General features: G+C 65.3%; 19 protein-coding genes and 1 tRNA gene. 2 read left to right on the top strand and 18 right to left on the bottom strand.

Going from position 1 to position 19017, the window contains the following annotated elements; all coding sequences use genetic code 11:
- Positions 1–900: RQC domain-containing protein (locus tag RT131_RS18520; protein WP_313174339.1), on the top strand; the 900-nt coding region annotated here is incomplete at its 5' end.
- Between the two features lie 24 nt (positions 901–924).
- Here RT131_RS18520 and RT131_RS18525 read toward each other — a convergent pair.
- Positions 925–3684: a protein kinase gene (locus RT131_RS18525; RefSeq protein ID WP_313174340.1), complete on the bottom strand. Its 2760-nt coding sequence runs from the start codon at positions 3682–3684 to the stop codon at positions 925–927.
- 23 nt (positions 3685–3707) lie between these two features.
- Positions 3708–4259, bottom strand: a complete 552-nt coding sequence (locus RT131_RS18530) for an ECF-type sigma factor (RefSeq protein WP_313174342.1) — start codon at positions 4257–4259, stop codon at positions 3708–3710.
- Between the two features lie 356 nt (positions 4260–4615).
- Here RT131_RS18530 and RT131_RS18535 point away from each other — a divergent pair, with 356 nt between their 5' ends.
- A complete protein-coding gene (locus tag RT131_RS18535) occupies positions 4616–5692 on the top strand; it encodes a DUF5694 domain-containing protein (protein WP_313174344.1) in 1077 nt (358 codons plus the stop codon).
- Positions 5693–5911: 219 nt separating this feature from the next.
- On the opposite strand, the gene RT131_RS18540 is transcribed toward RT131_RS18535, so the two are convergent.
- The 16 genes from RT131_RS18540 to RT131_RS18615 form a co-directional block, all read right to left on the bottom strand.
- Positions 5912–5987 (bottom strand) — tRNA-Lys (locus RT131_RS18540).
- A 60-nt stretch (positions 5988–6047) separates the two neighbouring features.
- A complete protein-coding gene (gene queC, locus RT131_RS18545) occupies positions 6048–6719 on the bottom strand; it encodes a 7-cyano-7-deazaguanine synthase QueC (RefSeq protein WP_313174345.1) in 672 nt (223 codons plus the stop codon).
- Between the two features lie 79 nt (positions 6720–6798).
- The gene (gene queE / locus RT131_RS18550; RefSeq protein ID WP_313174347.1) at positions 6799–7488 is read right to left on the bottom strand and encodes a 7-carboxy-7-deazaguanine synthase QueE; all 690 of its coding nucleotides are present in this window, start codon (positions 7486–7488) and stop codon (positions 6799–6801) included.
- A 33-nt stretch (positions 7489–7521) separates the two neighbouring features.
- The gene (gene ybgF, locus RT131_RS18555) at positions 7522–8331 is read right to left on the bottom strand and encodes a tol-pal system protein YbgF (protein ID WP_313174349.1); all 810 of its coding nucleotides are present in this window, start codon (positions 8329–8331) and stop codon (positions 7522–7524) included.
- 3 nt (positions 8332–8334) lie between these two features.
- The gene (gene pal / locus RT131_RS18560) at positions 8335–8853 is read right to left on the bottom strand and encodes a peptidoglycan-associated lipoprotein Pal (RefSeq protein WP_057628800.1); all 519 of its coding nucleotides are present in this window, start codon (positions 8851–8853) and stop codon (positions 8335–8337) included.
- Positions 8854–8915: 62 nt separating this feature from the next.
- Positions 8916–10235, bottom strand: a complete 1320-nt coding sequence (tolB, locus tag RT131_RS18565) for a Tol-Pal system beta propeller repeat protein TolB (protein WP_313174353.1) — start codon at positions 10233–10235, stop codon at positions 8916–8918.
- A 157-nt stretch (positions 10236–10392) separates the two neighbouring features.
- Positions 10393–11460 (bottom strand): cell envelope integrity protein TolA, encoded by a 1068-nt coding sequence (gene tolA, locus RT131_RS18570; RefSeq protein ID WP_313174354.1) that lies wholly within the window; start codon positions 11458–11460, stop codon positions 10393–10395.
- On the bottom strand, positions 11450–11878 hold the full coding sequence (tolR, locus tag RT131_RS18575; RefSeq protein ID WP_057628798.1) for a protein TolR: 429 nt from the start codon (positions 11876–11878) through the stop codon (positions 11450–11452). The genes tolA and tolR overlap by 11 nt, the downstream gene beginning before the upstream one ends.
- A 38-nt stretch (positions 11879–11916) precedes the next feature.
- Positions 11917–12699, bottom strand: a complete 783-nt coding sequence (gene tolQ, locus RT131_RS18580) for a protein TolQ (protein ID WP_313174356.1) — start codon at positions 12697–12699, stop codon at positions 11917–11919.
- 20 nt (positions 12700–12719) lie between these two features.
- Positions 12720–13145: a tol-pal system-associated acyl-CoA thioesterase gene (gene ybgC, locus RT131_RS18585; RefSeq protein WP_313174358.1), complete on the bottom strand. Its 426-nt coding sequence runs from the start codon at positions 13143–13145 to the stop codon at positions 12720–12722.
- Positions 13135–14181, bottom strand: a complete 1047-nt coding sequence (gene ruvB, locus RT131_RS18590) for a Holliday junction branch migration DNA helicase RuvB (RefSeq protein WP_313174360.1) — start codon at positions 14179–14181, stop codon at positions 13135–13137. The genes ybgC and ruvB overlap by 11 nt, the downstream gene beginning before the upstream one ends.
- Positions 14182–14402: 221 nt before the next feature.
- A complete protein-coding gene (locus RT131_RS18595) occupies positions 14403–16322 on the bottom strand; it encodes a potassium transporter Kup (RefSeq protein WP_313174362.1) in 1920 nt (639 codons plus the stop codon).
- A gap of 35 nt (positions 16323–16357) precedes the next feature.
- Positions 16358–16945: a Holliday junction branch migration protein RuvA gene (ruvA, locus tag RT131_RS18600; RefSeq protein WP_303747170.1), complete on the bottom strand. Its 588-nt coding sequence runs from the start codon at positions 16943–16945 to the stop codon at positions 16358–16360.
- A gap of 10 nt (positions 16946–16955) precedes the next feature.
- A complete protein-coding gene (gene ruvC / locus RT131_RS18605) occupies positions 16956–17477 on the bottom strand; it encodes a crossover junction endodeoxyribonuclease RuvC (RefSeq protein ID WP_282269162.1) in 522 nt (173 codons plus the stop codon).
- A gap of 73 nt (positions 17478–17550) precedes the next feature.
- A complete protein-coding gene (locus RT131_RS18610; RefSeq protein ID WP_313174366.1) occupies positions 17551–18282 on the bottom strand; it encodes a YebC/PmpR family DNA-binding transcriptional regulator in 732 nt (243 codons plus the stop codon).
- Between the two features lie 64 nt (positions 18283–18346).
- A complete protein-coding gene (locus tag RT131_RS18615; RefSeq protein ID WP_313174367.1) occupies positions 18347–19015 on the bottom strand; it encodes an alpha/beta fold hydrolase in 669 nt (222 codons plus the stop codon).
- Between the last annotated feature and the right edge of the window lie 2 nt (positions 19016–19017).

Below are 19017 nucleotides of genomic sequence, written 5' to 3' on the forward strand. Positions count from 1 at the left end.
GCGCATACCGACCTGCCCAAGTCGATGGAAGGCTACTACCAGGAAACCGGCCGCGCCGGTCGCGACGGCGAGGCCGCCGAGGCCTGGCTCTGCTATGGCCTGGGCGACGTGGTGCTGCTCAAGCAGATGATCGAACAATCCGAGGCCGGTGAAGAGCGCAAGCAGCTGGAGCGCGCCAAACTCGACCATCTGCTTGGCTACTGCGAGTCCATGCAATGCCGCCGCCAGGTGCTGCTGGCCGGCTTCGGTGAAACCTATCCCAAGCCCTGTGGCAACTGCGACAACTGCCTCACCCCGCCCGCGGCCTGGGACGCAACCATTCCGGCGCAGAAGGCATTGAGCTGCGTTTATCGCAGCGGCCAGCGTTTCGGCGTCGGCCATCTGATCGACATCCTGCGCGGCAGCGACAACGAGCGCATCCGCCAGCTTGGCCACGACAAGCTCAGCACCTATGCCATCGGCAATGACCTTGACGCACGCGCCTGGCGCGGGGTATTCCGGCAACTGGTAGCCGCCAGCCTGCTGGAGGTCGACCCGGAAAGCCACGGCGGTCTGCGCCTGACCGACGCCAGCCGCGATGTGCTCACCGGCCGCCGGCAGATGATGATGCGCCGCGATGCGGCACCACCCCGCGAACGCGAGCGCGGTGGCCCGCGTACCGGCGTGCCGGTGCAGGCCGGCGATCTGTCGCTGTTCCAGGCCTTGCGCGGCCTGCGTGCGGAACTGGCGCGCGAACAGAACGTGCCCGCCTTCGTGATCTTCCACGACAGCACCCTGCGCAACATTGCCGAACAACGCCCGACCAGCGTCGAGGCGCTGGGCAAGGTCGGTGGTATCGGCGGTAGCAAGCTGGCCCGCTATGGCCAGCGCCTGGTCGAGATCGTCCGCGAACAGGGTTGAACCCGGCGCAGCCGCGTTCGCTCGCTAGCGCCGGGACAGGTTCTGTTCGGCCAGCAGCAGCAGGCCTTCCACCTTGCGACGGTCGGCTGATCCGGCAACCTGCAGCCGACCGATCTGCAGCAGCACCCGCTGCAACTCCTCCTTGGCCAGCTGCGCATGGCCCAACTGCAGCAGGCACTCAGCCAGGGCCAGGCCCGCCGCTGCCACCGCTGCACTGTTGCTACCCTGGTTGGCGCTGGCATATTCCAGCGCGGTCCTGCGCAAGGCCAAGGCATGTGCGCCCTCGCCCATCCGTCCCGCCAGATCGGCGCGGATGGTCAACAGCCGTAGCTGCAGGTCTTCCGATATCGGCAAACGCATTTCTTCCAGCAACTGCCGCGCCTGCGGCAACTCGCCGTTGCGCACATGCCAATCGATCCGGTTCAGGCGTGCCTCCAGCCGCCCCGGCGCGTCCTCCGGCAGACTCAACGCCAACCCCTTGTCCGCGTGCATCAACATCGGACCGGCCTCGCCCATCCGTCCGCTGCGCATGAGCAGCAGGCCCAGCCCGCTCTCCGCACGCAGCGTGGTTGGTGACTCCTCACCCAGCTTCTGCCTGCGGATCAGCCACGCTTGCCGGTACAAGCCCTCCGCTGCACTGAAGTCACCGCGCAGCTCCTTCAACGAGGCGTAGTTGTACAGCCCCATCGAATACTCGACCGAGTCCGGGCCATCCAGCCGCGCGCTCAACGCATTGCGTTTCTGGTACTGAAGTTCAGCCGCGGCGTGTTCGCCCGAGTCGCGGTACAGATCGGCCAGCCCGTCGTGTTGCAGGCGTACGAAACTGCTCTCCGCACCATACAACTCCAAGGCGTGCTGCATGCCTGACTGCAGCAGCGGCAAGGCCTCCTCATACTTGCCCTGCTCCCGGAAAATCTGCGCCAGACGCGTTTCTGCTGCCAGCGCGAGGGTGGTACGCCGACCATGCAGATTGTCCAGCATGTGCCGGAACTCCCGCTCCGCCGATTGCTGCCGACCCCACCGCAGGTATAGCAGGCCCTTGTTGTAGGACAGTTCGCTGATCTCGGCCGTCACATCCACGTCTGTCGCTTGCTGGTACAGCGATACCGCCTGGTTGAACGCGGCCTCACCCAGGTCGAAATGCTGCTGGTTCACCAGAGCCAGGCCTTGCGCGGCGTACAGGCGCGCCTGCACCAGCGCCGGTCCCCTGCGGCCCAGCAGATCCAGGCCCTGGGTCGCCAGTTGCCTTCCCAGCTCGCCGTCGCCATCCAGGGTTTTCTGTACCGACAGATCCGCCAATACGTTCGCCGCATCCACCGGCCGCGCCACGCGTGGGTCCATGAAGCCACCGTAGGCCTGTTGCAGCAGCCTGTCGGCCTGATGCGAAACCCCCGCGTTCTGATAGGCAACGCCCAACACCGCACGCATCCGCGCCAGCTGCGCCGGCGCGTCCGCCAGGTCACGTGCAACCTGCAACGCCGCCTTGTCCAGCAATTGCCGCGAACTCAGCTGTTCGGCGCCGCGCTCGGTACGCAGGAATGGATCAGCGGTCTCGAACATGCCGACCATGAAGTTGCTGACCTGCTGTGCGACTACCGCCTCCTCCTGGGCTTGGCGCCGGGTCTCCCACAGGCCCAGCACGAAGACCGCAAGCAGGCCGGTCACTCCCGCTGCCACCGTGGCTCCCTGCCAGTTCCGGCGCAGGGCCTTGCCAAGGTGATACAGCCGCCCACCGTTGCGGGCCACCACCGGCTGCAGGTCCAGATAGCGGCGCAGATCGGCCATCAAGGCTTCCACCGAGCGATAGCGCAAGCGGGTGTCGGTGGCGCAGGCGCGTGCGGCGATGGCATCCAGATCACCGCGCAGTCGCCGCCGCCAGGGCAGATCCGCAGGCGCGGATGCACTTGCGGTGGGTACGTCCATGGTTTCAGCGGACCCGGTCTGCTCGCGTGTGCACACCCGGGTGGACAGCAGCTCCACCAGCATGACGCCGAGACTGTATACATCGCTGGCCGCACCGACGCTGTGGCCGGCGATCAGTTCCGGACTGGCATAGCCGGGCGTGCAATAGCCGGAGTCGCGTTTTTCGCGTGCCTCGTTCAGCAGCCGCGCCAAACCGAAATCCAGCAGGATTGGCTGACCATTGGCCTGCACGAGGACATTGCGTGGCTTCAGGTCACAATGCAGCACCAGTTGTTCATGCGCCGACTGGACGATGGTGCAGATCTCCAGGAACAGCGCCAACCGTTCCTGCAATCCCAGTTCGCGCTCGCCACACCAACGGTCCAGCGGTAACCCGTCGATGTATTCCATCACCAGATAGGGATGGCCATCGGGCGTGGTGCCACCGTCGTATAGACGCGCAACGTTGGGCAACTGCAGGTCGGCCAGCACCTGCCGCTCGCTACCCAGCAATTCCACCTCGGTTGCACCTGGCATGCCGTGCAACAGTTTGATCGCGACCGTTCGCTGGTACAGGCCATCGGCGCGCTCGGCCTTGAACACGGTACCCATGCCGCCGTGCGCGATGCGCTCGGTCAGCCGCCACGGCCCAAGCCGTTCACCGACGCCAAGCTCGGGCGCCAACGCCCGTGCCAACGCCGTGTCCAGGCGGTTGCTGACCCGGCTCAAGCCCACGGTCTGCGAGCGCAGCAGCTGCAGCACCTCCTCACGTACAAGCGGGTCGCCGCTGCCTGCAGCGATGGCCTGCGGCCATTGTTCGCGCGGCAGCTCGCAGACAGCATCAAACAGCTCGCGGATCTGCTGCCAACGCTCGCTCCCCACTACACCGCCCCCGCCATCACGACTCAGCGCAGTTGCCGGTTCAACCAGGCCCGCGCAAAGCGCAGGTCGCGGTCAACCGTGGGCGCGGACACATCCAGCACCAGGGCGATCTCGTCGCGGCTCATCCCACCGAAATAGGTCAACTCGATGGTGCTCGCGGCGCGTGGTTCCAGCTCGGCCAATTGATTCAATGCCTGGTGCAGGGCCAGCACGTCATAGCCGATATCGGCCTGGTCAGGCACCTGCTCGGCATGCGACAAGGTCAACTGCTCGGCATTGCCGCCGCGCTTGTCCGCGGCACGTGCGCGCAGATGGTCGACCAGCACCGAGCGCATCTTCAATGCGGCGATGGCCACGAAGTGGGTGCGGTCCTTGTAGTCGGCATCGGCGCCGAGCAAACGCATCAGCGACTCATTGACCAGCGCCGCCGGTTGCAGGGTGCCATTGGTCTGTTGCGACAGGCGATTGCGGGCGATCAGCATCAGGTCCGAATACAAGGCTTCGAACAGATGCTCGCGCGCATCCATGTCGCCTTGTTGCCAACGCTGCAGTAGTTGAGTGATCTGCTTGCTCAATCCCGTCCCCAGTGCCTGGACGCCCGTCAAGGCGACCGCCGCTGCATCCGACATATTAGGACCAGACCCCGGGACTTCCAACCACGGTTGCCGTCGCAACGCATTACCGCGCACTTCATTTGCCCTGCCCGGCGCCGCCCACAAATGGAGACAGCGATCACATGCTGCCCGGGTGACTGGCTGTCGGCCGATGCCTTTTGGCGGATGTCGGTCGCGCAACGCTCCGATAACCGGCCAGTTTGACCAGACGGACCCATACGCTTGACAAAGTTCTCGGCCAGACCGGAATCTGCGCGACTTCGCGCCAGACAAGCGCTACATCGGCGGGTTTCATGCAGCAGGGAGTGATGCAGGGCATGTGGGGGAAGAGCATTTTGATCGGCGCGTTGTGGATGTGCGCAACGCAGGCAGCCATCGCACAGGCACAGCCCTTTGATCCGGGCGCACACAAGGGTCCCCGGCAAGGGACGCAGAACGAGGTGGCCGTGCTCGGCACCGCGCATCTGGCCGGATTGCCGGAGACCTTCGACGCCTCCGCCCTCGCTGCACTGATCGACCGGTTGGCCGCATGGCGGCCGCAGGCGATCGCCATCGAGTCGGTTTCAGGGCAGCAATGCGACCTGTTGCGTCGCTACCCGGCCCGCTACGCCTTGACGGTGAACGACTACTGCCCCGATCTGTCGGCGGCGGCAAAGGCGACCGGACTGGATGTGCCGGCAGCCAATGCGGCGGCGGAAACAATGCTGGCGAGCTGGCCTGCACAGCCGAGCGCTGCCCAGCGCCGTGCACTTGCCGCTACCTTCCTGGCCGCGGGAGAGCAGGACTCGGCGCTGGTCCAATGGCTGTACCTGGCCGCAGCCGAGCGGCGGGCCGACGACGCCCTGAACCAGGAACTGGTGAAGGTCCTGGAAACGCTGCGCAGCAGTCGCAATGAAAACACGCTGATCGCCGCAAAACTGGCGGTGCGGCTGGGACATCAACGGCTCTGGCCCATGGACGATCACAGCGCGGATCGGTACGGCCCCAATCCCAAGGCCTACGTGGCGGCGATCAGAAAAGCATGGGACAACCCGGCGTCCAAACAGCGGGCGGCGCAGTCCAGCGCACTGGAGCCGCAGCTCGCCACACCGGAAAAAGTGTTGGCGATGTATCGGCGCGACAATGGCGCGGACGTCGCCCCGGTCGCATTCGCCAGCGATTACGGCGCCGCACTGGAGGAGCCCTCGCCGGAAGGCTACGGGCGCATGTACGTCACCTCCTGGGAAACCCGCAACCTGCGCATGGCAGCGAACATCCGCGACCTGATGGGGCCAACGCCGGGCATGCGCACACTGGTGCTGGTCGGTGCATCGCACAAAGCCTATCTGGATGCCTATCTCGCGCAGATGCACGACGTGCGCATCGTCGATGTCCAGCAGACCTTGTTGAAGTAATACAAAGCCCCGATCTTGCGAGGTCGGCGCAGCCCGGGTACGCGCAGCGCACCCGGCGCTTCTTGCCTACACACTTCAGGATCGCAGGATTCCCGTCTCCCGGGTGCGCGGCACTTGCCCGGGCCAGGTTTGAGCCACCCGTCCAGGCCGCCTGCGGAACAATCGCCTTCCCCGAAGCAACAAAAAAGGCTCCGGATCGCTCCGAAGCCTTGGCAATGCTGGTGGGCCGTGATGGATTCGAACCATCGACCAAAAGATTAAAAGTCTTCTGCTCTACCGACTGAGCTAACGGCCCAAACAAAGACCCGGCCGCAGCCGGGGCGCGTATTCTAACGCAATTGATGCAAAAACAACATCACGCGTAGTGGGTCGGGTCCGCCATGCCGGCGGCAGCAAAACCATCGGCGCGCAACTGGCAGGCATCGCAGTGGCCGCAGGCCTTGCCCTCCATGTCGGCCTGGTAACAGGACACGGTCAGGCCGAAGTCCACGCCCAGGCGCTGCCCTTCCAGCGCGATCTGTGCCTTGCTCAGGTATTGCAGCGGCGCGTGTACGCGGATGCCCGCGCCTTCCACGCCGGCCTTGGTGGCCAGGTTGGCCAATGCCTGGAAGGCAGCGATGAACTCGGGGCGGCAATCCGGGTAACCGGAGTAGTCGACGGCATTGACGCCACAGAAGATGTCGTTGGCGCCCAGTACTTCCGCCCAGCCCAGCGCCAGCGACAACATGATGGTGTTGCGGGCGGGTACGTAGGTGACCGGAATGGCATCACCGGCGCCGGCCTCGGGCACGCTGATGTCGTCGGTCAGGGCCGACCCGCCGATGCTGCGCAGGTCGACCGCGACCACTTTGTGGCCCGCCACGCCCAGCGCAGCAGCCACACGTGCTGCGGCCTCCAGTTCGGAGGTGTGGCGTTGGCCGTAACGCACGCTCATGGCATGCACTTCGAAGCCCTGTTCCTGGGCGATGGCGACGACGGCGGCTGAGTCCATGCCGCCGGAAAGAAGCACGACTGCTTTCTTTTTCATGGTGATGATCCGGTTGGGAGAGGAAAGCCAGCACGCTGTCCCGCGCCGGGGTAAACGATTGACGGGTGACGAAGCCGGCTCAATAGCCCGGCGCGTCGTCCCACAACAACTTGTGCAACTGCATCTGGAAGCGCACCGGCAGGCGGTCCGCGACGATCCAGTCGGCCAGTTCGCGCGGCTTGAGCTGCGACTTGCTCGGCGAGAACAACACCATGCAGCGTTCGGCCAGGCGATGCTCAGCCAGCATGGACTTGGCCCATTCGTAGTCGCCGCGGCTGCAGATCACGAACTTGAGCTGGTCGCGGGCTGTCAGCAGCGGGATGTTCTCCAGCCGGTTGCGCGCCATCTCACGTGAGTCCGGCGTCTTCAGGTCGACCACCCGCGATACACGCGGGTCCACCGCGGCGATGTCCAACGCGCCGGAGGTTTCCAGCGACGCATCCAGGCCGGCATCGCACAGCTTCTGCAGCAGGATCAGGCAGCGTTTCTGCGCCAGCGGCTCACCGCCGGTCACGCAGACATGGCGCACGCCCTGCTTGAGCACCTCGGCGACGATGTCGTCTATGTCCCACCAGTCGCCGCCATGGAAGGCGTACTCGGTGTCGCAGTATTGGCAGCGCAGCGGGCAGCCGGTCAGGCGCACGAACACGGTTGGCCAGCCGGCGGTATCGGCCTCGCCCTGCAGGGACAGGAAAATTTCAGTGATCTTCAGCCGCGGCAACGGCGACTGCACGATCTCGCTGGGAACAGCGGCACTGGGAGAGTTCATATTCAATGGCCGCACCCTCGGTGCGGCACCACATCAGCGCAGCTGCTGGCCGAGCCGGATCGACTGCAGTCGGTCCTGGGCGGTACGGGCCGCATCACTGCCGGGAAAACGGGAAATCACCTGCTCCAGGGTCTTCTGCGCCTGGGCGCTGTTGCCTTCGCCAAACTGCGACAGGCCGAGCTTCAGCAAACCGCCGGCGGCCTTGTCGTGGGTCGGATAACGGGCAACCAGATCGCTGAACTGTGCCTCAGCCATCTTGAAATTACGCGTCGCATAAAAGCTCTCACCCAGCCAATACAGGGCATTGGGGGTGTAAGCGGCATTCGGGTACAACTCGAGGAAGCTCTGGAACAACTGCGCCGAGTCGGCGTAGTTGCCGGCCTTCAGCGCGTCGAATGCGACGTTGTAGGCAGCGCGCTCATCACCGGCCGAGGCCAGCGAACCCGCGTCACCGCGCACCGTCGGCGGGCGCTCGGCAGCAGCCGCTGTCGGCTTTGCGGCCGCAGCGGCGGGCGTCACCGCGCCAGTGCCCGGAGCGGCCGGGGCGCCAGCACCGCCTTCAAGGCGATTGAGGCGACCGTCCAGGTCCAGGTATTGATCGCGACTACGCTGCTTCAGCTGTTCGTTCTCGTGCTGAAGCTGCTCGATCGTGCCCTGCAACGCCTGCATTTCAGTACGCAGCTGCTGCAGCTGGTTGAGCATGTCGGTATTGGCCTGGCTGTTGTTGACCTGCGTTTCCAGCACGCCAACACGGTCCGCCAGACTTGCCCGCTGTGCATACGCGGGCGCGGCAGCCCCAAGGGCTGCCGCGGCCACGAGCATCAGTTTGAGGCTGATGCGCATCGATTACTGCGCGGTGTAGACGATTTCGACGCGACGGTTCTGCGACCAGCAGGACTCGTTCGAATCGGTGCAGACCGGACGCTCTTCGCCGTAGGACACGACGGTCAGCTGCGAAGCCGAGCCACCGTTGGCCTGCAGAGCCGAGTTCACGCCGTTGCCACGACGCTCGCCCAGGGCCTGGTTGTAAGCGCGGCTGCCGCGTTCGTCGGTGTTGCCCTGCAGGGTGATGCGCGAGGACGGACGGTCACGCAGGTACTTGGCGTGGCAAGCCATGATGGCCTGGAATTCCGGCTTGACCGAATCCTGGTCCAGGTCGAAGTAAACAACGCGCTGACGCAGGCAGGCGTCGGTATCCAGGTCGCCCGGGCCGTACAGGCCGGAGGTCGACGGAGCGGTCGGCTGGGTGGTCGAACCGGTATCAACCGGCGGCTGTGCCGGCTGTTCCTTGACCTTCTTCGAGCAACCAGCGAGCGCGGCTACCGACAGCAGCGAAACGAGCAAAACACGAGTTGACTTGTTCATGGCTATACCTAGTGGCTCCTGGCCAATGTTGGGGATTAATGCGTGGAGAGATTAACATTTTATCAACGCGCAGTGCGGTACGGACCCCATGCTGGTTCGCGTACATCGCCATCGGCCAATACCAAGCGCTGACGCACCCGGCCGTCGGCGGATACTTCATACAGCACACCACGCCCACCTTCACGAGCGGCGTACAGCACCATGCTCGCATTGGGCGCAAAACTCGGCGATTCGTCCAGCGAACCCGGCGACAGCGTGCTCCAGCGCGCCGCCCCCAGGCTGCTGTCCATCACCGCGATCTTGTAGCTGCTGCCCGCGCCCTGGGCGACGGCAATCTTCTTGCCATCGAAGGAGACGCTGGCCTTGGCATTGTAGTTGCCCTGGAAGGTCACGCGGCTGGCGCTACCACCCGAGGCCGGCACCTGGTAGATCTGCGGGCGACCGCCGCGATCGGAGGTGAAGTAGACCGAGCTGCCATCGGCGGCCCAGGTCGGCTCGGTATCGATGCCGAAATGGTTGGTGAGCTGGGTCAGCTGCTTGCTGCCCAGGTCCATCACGTAGATTTCCGGGTTGCCGCTGCGCGACAGGGCCAGCGCCAGGCGACGGCCGTCCGGAGAGAACGACGGCGCGCTGTTGATGCCACGGAAGCTGGTCAGCAGCTCACGGCCACCGGTAGCGATGTCCTGCACATAGATCGAGGAATTGCCGCGCTCGAAGCTGACATAGGCCAGCTTGCGGCCGTCCGGGCTCCAGCTCGGCGACAGCAGCGGCTCGGCCGAGCGCACGATGGTCTGCGGGCTGTAACCGTCGGAATCGGCCACCATCAACGCGTAGCGCATGTTGGCGCCGCTGCCGCTGGCGGTGATGTAGGCGATGCGGGTCCAGAACGCACCACGCACACCGGTGATCTTCTCGTAGATCGCATCGGCCATCTGGTGGGCGACATCACGCATGGCGCTGGAACGTGCGGTCATCGCCAGGCCGAGCAGGCGCTCGCCCTTGGCCACGTCGAACAATTCGTATTCCACGCGATAGGCGCCGGCACCGGCGTCCTGCACCCGGCCAACGACCAGGAAATCCTGCTTCAGCGCGCGCCAGGTCGGGTACTGGACCTCGCTGCCGCGGCTGGGACGTTCGACGATCTGCGCTTCGGGCAGGTTGCGGAACTGGCCGGAGCGGTCCAGATCGGCGCGCACCACGGCAGCCACATCGGTCTGCGGCGCACCGGCCGAGCCCTGGTAGGCCATCGGTACAACCGCGATCGGCGTGGCCGAGGCGTTGCCACCGGTGATTTCGATTTCCAATGCCCCCTGCTGTGCCGCAGCCATGAAAGGCAACAGCAGAACGGTGAGGGCGACCAGCCAGCGTGACAGATTCTTCATGAGGCGCTCAGCAGTACGAGTGAATATGAAAGAGGGATAGCAGCAGGCAGATGAACATTTTCGCAATCGTGAACGAAAGTCATGTGAAATCTGCCTGCGTTTTCCCCAAATAATAAATTTCCAGTGAAACCAACAGCATGCCCGGCGGAGCTACCGCTCAATTCTGGGCGGTGAACGTAAACATCAGCTCGCGCCGGAATACCGTTTCGTAGCCACGGAAAGGCAGCGGCTGCGCCCTTAGCACGGCCCGCTCGATCGAATCCCGTGCGGCCGCGTCCATGGCGCAACCCGATTGCACCTCGGCACTCATCACCTCGCCGCCCGGCAGCTGCTTGATCAGGATCCGGCAGCGCGTGCCATTGGCGACATTGTCCGGCCGGTTCCACTGCGCAACCACGGCCTGCTGGATGGCAGCAGCATACTTGGCGGTCAGGTCATTGCTGGTGCCGCCCTGCCCCGGCGACGGCGTGCTCGGCCCGCTGTTGCCACTGCTGGTGGAGGTAGCCTGCGCGCGGGCGCGGGCATCGGCCACCTGACGCAGGCGCTGCTCGGCCAGCTTGGCCTCGCGCTCGGCCTGCTCGCGCTTGCGGCGGATCTCGGCGATCTTCTGCTGGCGCTCCTGCTCGGCCTGGGCCTCACTGGCCTGGCGTTGCTGGTCGGCTATCTTCTTGCGGTCGGCCTCTTCCTGCTGCTTGGCCAAGCGCAGCTTCTGCTCAGCCTCTTCCACGCGCTTGCGCTCGGTCAGGTCGATCTGCTCCTGGCGGCGCTTGGCTTCCTGCTCCTGCCTGGCCTTTTCCTGGGAAATGGCCAAGGCACTGACGCGCTCCTGGTCCACCGTATCCGGCTGGGCGATGCGCTCCTGGGCGTTGTGCTGTTGCGGGGTCGGCGCGTCCTGCGGCTTGGGCTCGGGGATGGGCTGCGGCGGCGGCACGGTGTCTTCCGGCACCGGCTCGGGCTGGGCTTCTTCCACCGGCTCAGGCAGGTCCGGCAGCTTCTCCGAGGCCTGCAGGGCCTGCCGCGCCGCCGAAGCTTCGGCGGCGGACAGCTGCATGTTGGCTTCCAGCGCAGGGTCGCCAGCGGCCGCCTCGGTGTTGCGCGAAGGCGACCACAGCCAGGCAAAGATGAAGATCGCCGCCACCAACAGGTGCACCAGCAGGGCCAATACGACTGGCAGGCCCCACTCGTTGCGGTTGTCGTGCGGCGGTGGCAGTACGTCAGCGTGCATCGGTCGCCAGACCCACCTTTTCAATCTTCGCAGCCTTGATCACGTCCATGGCATCCATGACCTTTTCATAGGCCACGCTCTTGTCGGCGGCCACGATCACGCGAAGTTCCTTGTCCTGCGAGGCCAAGGCGCCCAATTGCGCCTGCAGCGCAGCGGCGTCCATCGCCTGCGGATCCTTGGCTTCGGGCAGCTTCAGGCTCATCTGGCCATCGGCGCGCACCGAGACCACGATCGGGTCCTGCTTGCTTTCCAGCGCCTTGGCGGTGGAACTGGGCAGGTCGACCTCGAAACTGAGGGTCAGCAGCGGCGCGGTCACCATGAAGATGATCAGCAGCACGAGCATCACGTCGATATACGGCACGACGTTTATCTCGGACTTGAGCTTGCGGCGCTTGCGGCGGGGAATGGCGGCGGTCATGGTTGGGCTCCTGCGGTCAGAGGAAGGCGCTGGCGCACTTACTCGTCGCTGCCGCTCTGCTGGCGCTGCAGGATGGAGCTGAACTCCTCGGCGAAGGTTTCATAGCGCACCGACAACCGCTCGACGCGGGTGGTGAAGCGGTTGTAGGCCCACACCGCCGGGATCGCAACGAACAGGCCGATCGCGGTGGCGAACAGGGCTTCGGAAATACCCGGCGCAACCGAGGCAATACCGGCCTGCTCACCGCTGCTGATCATGTCGTGCATCGTCACCATGATGCCGAACACGGTGCCGACCAGACCCACGTACGGGGCGGTGGAACCGATATTGGCCAGCAATTCCAGGTTGCGCTCCAACCCGTCCACTTCGCGGGCGTAGGTGGTGCGCATGGCGCGCTGCGCGCCTTCCAGCTGGGTGCGGCCGTCGAAGGCGCGGCGGCCCTGCAGGCGGGTGTATTCGCGGAATCCGGACTCGAAGATGGCTTCCAGGCCATCCACCTGGCGGTTGCGGTCGGTCGCCGAGGCATACAGCTTGCCCAGGTCGGCGCCGGACCAGAAGCGGTTCTCGAACTCGCTGGCCTCGTTGTCGGCGGCCTTGAACACGCGTGCCTTGCGGAAAATGATCACCCAGCTGATGAACGAGCCGGCCAGCAGCAGCAGCACGATCAGCTTGACCGGGATACTGGCCTTGAGCATCAGGTCCAGGTAATTGATGCCGCCGCCATGGCTGGCCTGCGCCACGGTCTGCGCGGCAGCGGCGCTGACATCGGCCGGCAGGGCCTCGGTCACGGTGGCCTGCAGGGCCAGAAGCAAAGCGATCATCCGATCTTCCTCAGTGTTGCTTAAGCGGGTTGTGTTTGAAGGGGTTTCAATACTGCGTAAAGCGTGTCATCGAGCGCCTGCGGACGGAAGTCGCGGGCACCGACGGCGGCAAGGCGGACCTGCGCCGTCGCCAGCACCTGGTCATCGCGCATCACCGCCTGCGCCATCAGCAGGCTGGCCCGCCGGCATTGCAGCAGTTCCACCGTGGTGGTCAGCGCATCGTCCAGCTTGGCCGGCTTCAGGAAATCCAGGCTTATGGCACGGACCACGAATACCTGGCCGTCACCGCAACGCATGGCTTCCTGACCATAGCCGAGGGCGCGCATCCATTCGGTCCTTGCCCTCTCCATGAAGGCCACGTAGCGGGCGTGGTACACCACGCCGCCAGCGTCGGTATCTTCCCAGTAAATGCGTGTCGGCCAACTGAACCGAGACTCATTCGTCATCGCGTTGCTCCGCGAACAGGTCCACAGGCGCCGGTGCCGCCTTGGGTTTGAGGCCCAGATGGCGGTAGGCCTTGCTGGTGGCCATGCGCCCGCGGGCGGTACGCACCAGGAAGCCCTGCTGGATCAGGAACGGCTCGACCACGTCTTCCAGGGTGCCGCGCTCCTCGGAAAGCGCCGCGGCCATCGATTCGACCCCGACCGGGCCGCCATCGAAGTACTCCACCAGGGTCCGCAGCATGCGCCGGTCCAGCTCATCGAAGCCTTCCGGATCGACCTTGAGCATCTGCATCGCCGCCTGCGCCACCGTCTGGTCGATATGCCCACCGGCCTTGACCTGGGCATAGTCACGCACGCGTCGCAGCAGGCGGTTGGCGATACGCGGGGTGCCGCGCGAACGGCGGGCGATCTCGCCGGCACCTTCGGCGCTGCAATCAATGCCAAGGATGCCTGCCGAACGCCGCACGATGCGGGTCAGCTCCTCGGCCGAATAGAACTCGAGCCGCTGCACGATGCCGAAGCGGTCGCGCAGCGGCGCGGTCAGCAGGCCGGCGCGGGTGGTGGCGCCAATCAGGGTGAACGGTGGCAGATCGAGCTTGATCGAGCGCGCGGCCGGGCCGTCGCCGATCATGATGTCGATCTGGAAATCCTCCATCGCCGGGTACAGCACTTCCTCGACCACCGGCGAAAGACGGTGGATTTCATCGATGAACAACACGTCATGCGGCTGCAGGTTGGTCAGCAGCGCGGCCAGATCGCCGGCTTTTTCGATCACCGGGCCCGAGGTGACGCGCAGCGCCACGCCCAGCTCGTTGGCGATCACGTGGCTCAGCGTGGTCTTGCCCAGCCCGGGCGGGCCGAAGATCAGCACATGGTCCAACGCCTCGCGACGGGCCTTGGCGGCCTGGATGTAGATATCCATCTGCTCGCGCACCGGGGCCTGGCCGAGGTAGTCGGTCAGGCTGCGCGGGCGGATGCTGGCGTCGGCGGCGTCATCCTCACGGGTGGCGCCGGCGCCGATGATGCGGTCGTCAGTCATCCGACTATGTTACGTCCAGCCATACGGAAATAGGAGTTTGTTTGGGAGGGAGAGACGAGAAGTGAGTGAAGAGGAGTGAGAAGCAAGAGAAAGCGGGCTGCAATGGTCTGCCCATGCTTTCCAAGGCGTTGTCGCCAACCTGCGCGACAACCCAGCGGCAACAGAAAGGGCGTGCTTCAGCCCTTTCTCGCTGCTCACTCCTCTTCACTCACTACTGCCCTTCAGATTTCCACCTGCGCCCCCAGCTCGACAAGGCGGTTACCGGGGATCCGGAAGAAGCCGGTGGCAGGCGCCGCGTTGCGATGCATGAAGGCGAACAGCTTGTCGCGCCAGATCGGCATGCCACGGTTGGCGCTGGCCACGATGGTCTCGCGGCTGGCGAAGAAGGTGGTATCCATCGGGTCGAAATAGATGCCGCCATGGTCGCAGGAGCGCATCAGTGCGAGCGGGATATCCGGGGTTTCCATGAAGCCATAGCGCACATGGACGCGGTAGAACTCATCGCCGACCGAATCGATGCGCAGGCGCTGGCCTTCGGCCGCGTATGGCATGGGCAGCGTTTCCACGTGCAGGAACACGTTGCGCTCGTGCAGCACCTTGTTGTGCTTGAGGTTGTGCATCAGCGCATGTGGCACCACGCTTGGGTCGGCGGTCAGGAACACCGCCGTACCCGGCACCCGCACTGGCGGCGCCAGCATCAGGCCCGGCAGGAACGTGTCCAGACGAATACCGTCCTTGCGGATCTCGTCACGCAGCAGCTCACGACCACGGCGCCAGGTGCGCATCATCGTGAACAGCACCAGGCCAAGCACCAGCGGGAACCAGGCGCCCTGCAGCAGCTTGGCGCCGTTGGCGATCACGAAGCCCAGGTCGATCACCAGGAACACCACGCACAGGGCAATGATGGCGTGGCGCGCACGCGGCCACAGCACACGCGCCACCAGCGCCAGCAGCAAGGTGTCGATCAGCATCGTGCCCGACACCGAGATGCCGTAGGCCACCGCCAGGTTGCTCGAGCTGCGGAAGGCCAGCACCAGCCCGAACACCATCACCGCCAGGCCCCAGTTGATGCCGGGGATATAGATCTGGCCGATGGTGTCGTGCGAGGTATGCAGGATGCGCATGCGCGGGATGTAACCCAGCTGCATGGCCTGGCGCGAGACCGAGAACGCACCGGTGATCACCGACTGGCTGGCGATCACCGCTGCCGCCGTCGCCAGCAGGATCATCGGGATCAACGCCCACTGTGGCACCGCCTCGAAGAACGGATTGGCCACCGCGTCGGGCCGCTGCAGCACCAGCGCCCCCTGCCCGAGGTAGTTGAGCACCAGGCACGGCAGCACGAAGAAATACCAGGCATGACGGATCGGCGGCGCACCGAAGTGGCCCATGTCCGCGTAAAGCGCCTCGCCGCCGGTCACCGCCAGCACCACCGCACCGAGGATGAAGACGCCGTGCCAGCCATGTTCCATGAAGAAGCGTGCCGCCCACAGCGGGTTGAAGGCCTTCAGCACTTCCGGCGCGGCGATCACGTTCCAGATGCCGATGGCGGCCAGCGACAGGAACCAGATGGTCATCACCGGCCCGAACACCTTGCCCACTTTCTCGGTACCAAAGCGCTGCGCGGCGAACACCGCCGCCAGCACCACCAGGGTGATAGGCACCACGAAATGACTGAGGCCCGGCGCGGCGACCTCCAGGCCCTCTACGGCACCGAGCACGGAAATAGCCGGGGTAATCACGCCATCGCCGAAGAACAGCGAGGCACCGAAAATACCGAGGATGCCCACCACATACGCCGAGCGCGACCCGTTCCGCAGGGTGCGCTGGGCCAGCGCCATCAAGGCCATGATGCCGCCTTCGCCATCGTTGTCGGCGCGCATGATGATGGTCACGTACTTGAGCGTGACCACCATGTTCAAGGCCCAGAACGCCAGCGACAGCACGCCCAGCACGGTGTCGTGGTCACTGTTGAGCCCGTAATGCGGCGAGAACGCTTCCTTCAGGGTGTACAGCGGGCTGGTGCCGATATCGCCGAACACCACGCCGATGGCGCCGACGACCAGCGCCAGACCACCGGCAGCACCGCCGTGGCCATGGCCTTGAGTAGAAGATTCAGACGTGGAAGAAGCGTGGGACATGGCGATCTCAGGTTGGCGTCATGTTGCCGAGGAAGTTAACGCAGCGCTGCCTGCAGCGCCTTGCGGATGACCGTGGCGACATCATCGCCCTCGGCACCGGCATCGCGCGCCATCTTGGCGGCCTCTGCCGGTTTATAGCCCAGTTGCTGCAATGCCACCGTCGCCTCGGACACCGCATCGGCGCCCAGCTGGCCGGCAATGGGGGCGCCGCCGCCGGTAAAGTTGGCTGCGCGGTCACGCAGTTCGACCACCATACGCTCGGCGGTCTTCTTGCCTATACCCGGAATGCGGGTCAGCGCGGTGACATCGCCGGTCTGGATCAGCCGCGCGAACTCGTCGACGCTGGCCCCGGACAGCACCGCCAGCGCGATCTTGGCACCGATACCCGACACCTTCTGCACGTCGCGGAACAGCCGGCGCTCGCCCTCGCGCAGGAAGCCGTACAGCGAGACGCTGTCTTCCTTCTGTGCGTAATGGGTGAACAGGATCACCTCGCGACCGACATCGGGCAGGTCATAGAAGGTGCTCATAGGCGCCTCCAGCTCATAACCGACGCCATTGACGTCAATCACCAGCCACGGCGGGGCCTTGTAGGCGAGGATGCCGCGCAGGCGACCGATCATGCGAAATACCTCATTTACGACTCCAAGCCTGGCGCACATCCACTCCCAGCCGGTTGGCCGTGGCGCGGACATGCGCATGGGTGATGGCCACCGCCAGTGCATCGGCGGCGTCTGCCTGTAATTTGCCCTGCAGGTTCAGCATCAAACCCACCATATGCTGCACCTGCTGCTTTTCCGCGCCGCCGCGGCCAACCACGGCCAGCTTGATCTCGGTGGCGGCATATTCGCTGACCGGCAGGTCGCGCATCACCACCGCACACACCGCGGCGCCGCGCGCCTGGCCCAGCTTCAATGCCGAGTCGGCGTTCTTGGCCATGAACACCTTCTCGATCGCCACTTCCTGCGGCTGGAACTCCTCGATCAAGGCATGCAGCCCGTGCGCCAGCAAGCGCAAGCGCTGCGGGAAATCCGCCGCACCCAGCAGCACCAGCGGTGCGTGATGGACATGGCGGGCGCGGCCGTTGGCGTCGATGTCGATGATGCCGACACCGGTGCGTTGCGAACCCGGGTCAATGCCAAGGATGCGGGTCATGCTGCCTCTATCAGTAAAAAACGGCGCCCAGCATGGCCGGACGCCGTCTCACCCGGTGGGACCGGGCGGGTCGTCAGACCCGCTCCAGGCCTGCCTGGTCGACGTTGGAATACACGTCCTGCACATCGTCCAGGTCTTCGAGCATGTCCAGCAGCTTCTTCACCTGCACGGCGGTATCGGCATCGACGGCAACGTCGTTGTCGGCACGGAAGGTGATCTCACTGTGATCCGGCACCAGCTTGGCGGCGATCATCGCATCCTTGACCGACTGGAACGCCTCCGGCGCGGTGATCACATCGATCGAACCATCGTCCGGATAGACCGCGATATCGTCGGCACCAGCCTCGATCGCCGCCTCGGTGATGGCCTCCTCGTCCGCGCCCGGCGCGAAGCTCAGCACGCCCAGCCGCTTGAACATGAACGACACCGAGCCTTCGGTGCCCATGTTGCCGCCGCACTTGCTGAAGGCATGGCGGACGTCGGCCACGGTGCGCACGCGGTTGTCGGTCAGGCAGTCGACTATCACGGCGATGCCGCCCGGGGCATAGCCCTCGTAGCGCACCTCTTCGTACTCGACGCCTTCCAGCTCACCGGTGGCCTTCTTGATCGCGCGCTCGATGACGTCCTTGGTCATGTTCGCGGCCAGGCCCTTGTCCATCGCCACGCGCAGGCGCGGGTTGTTGTTTGGGTCGCCTCCGCCACCGCGGGCAGCAACGCTGATCTCCCGGATGATTTTGGTGAAAATCTTGCCGCGCTTCGCGTCATTCGCGTTTTTGCGGCCTTCGATGGAAGGACCTCGACCCATGGGAATACCGTACATCTGTCAGGAACAGGACGGTAATTCTACCTGATCCCCTGCCCCAGCCCCGTCATCCGCCGGTTGCGGCGGCAACTGCGGGGAAACGCCCCTGGCGCAGGAAACCGGCGGTCAGCGTGGCCACCTCCGGCGACAGCACCAGCCCGCTATGGCTGACCGGCACCACGCAGTGGTCGGCCAGCCCTGGCAGACGGGTCTCGGCCAGGCCCACGGTGCCATCGGATTCGCCTTCCAGCGCACCCATCATTGCGCCCAGGCCGTGCGCCACCGAGCCGGCGATCAGGCCGACCTCGGCCTGCCCCTGCCAATCCGGCAGCCCGTGCAACAGCAGGTCGCCACTGCGCCCCAACGCCGCCAGCCAGCCGTGCTCGGCCATGGAACGGGCCGTGCCACTGCCGCATAGCGGCGAGCCCAGGCAGACCACCCGTGGCACGTCCAGGCCCGGTGCCTGCCGCAATGCCTCCAATGCAACCAGGCCTCCAAGGCTGTGCCCGACCACCGACACCGGTCCGCGCGCGCGCAGGCGCTGCACCAACTGCGGCACCGCCCGTTCGGGGCCCCCAAACACGCTGGCATAACCAAACGTATCCACCGCGAAACCGTGTGTGCGCAACCGCCAGGCCAGCGGCAACAGCCAGGAGCGGGTGTTCCAGATGCCGTGCAGGATCAGCACACGGGGACGCGGGGAGTTCTGCCATGACATGCGCGCAGTGTCCGTCATCG

This window comes from Stenotrophomonas sp. (assembly GCF_032066555.1).
In the GTDB taxonomy this organism is placed as follows: Bacteria; Pseudomonadota; Gammaproteobacteria; order Xanthomonadales; family Xanthomonadaceae; genus Stenotrophomonas.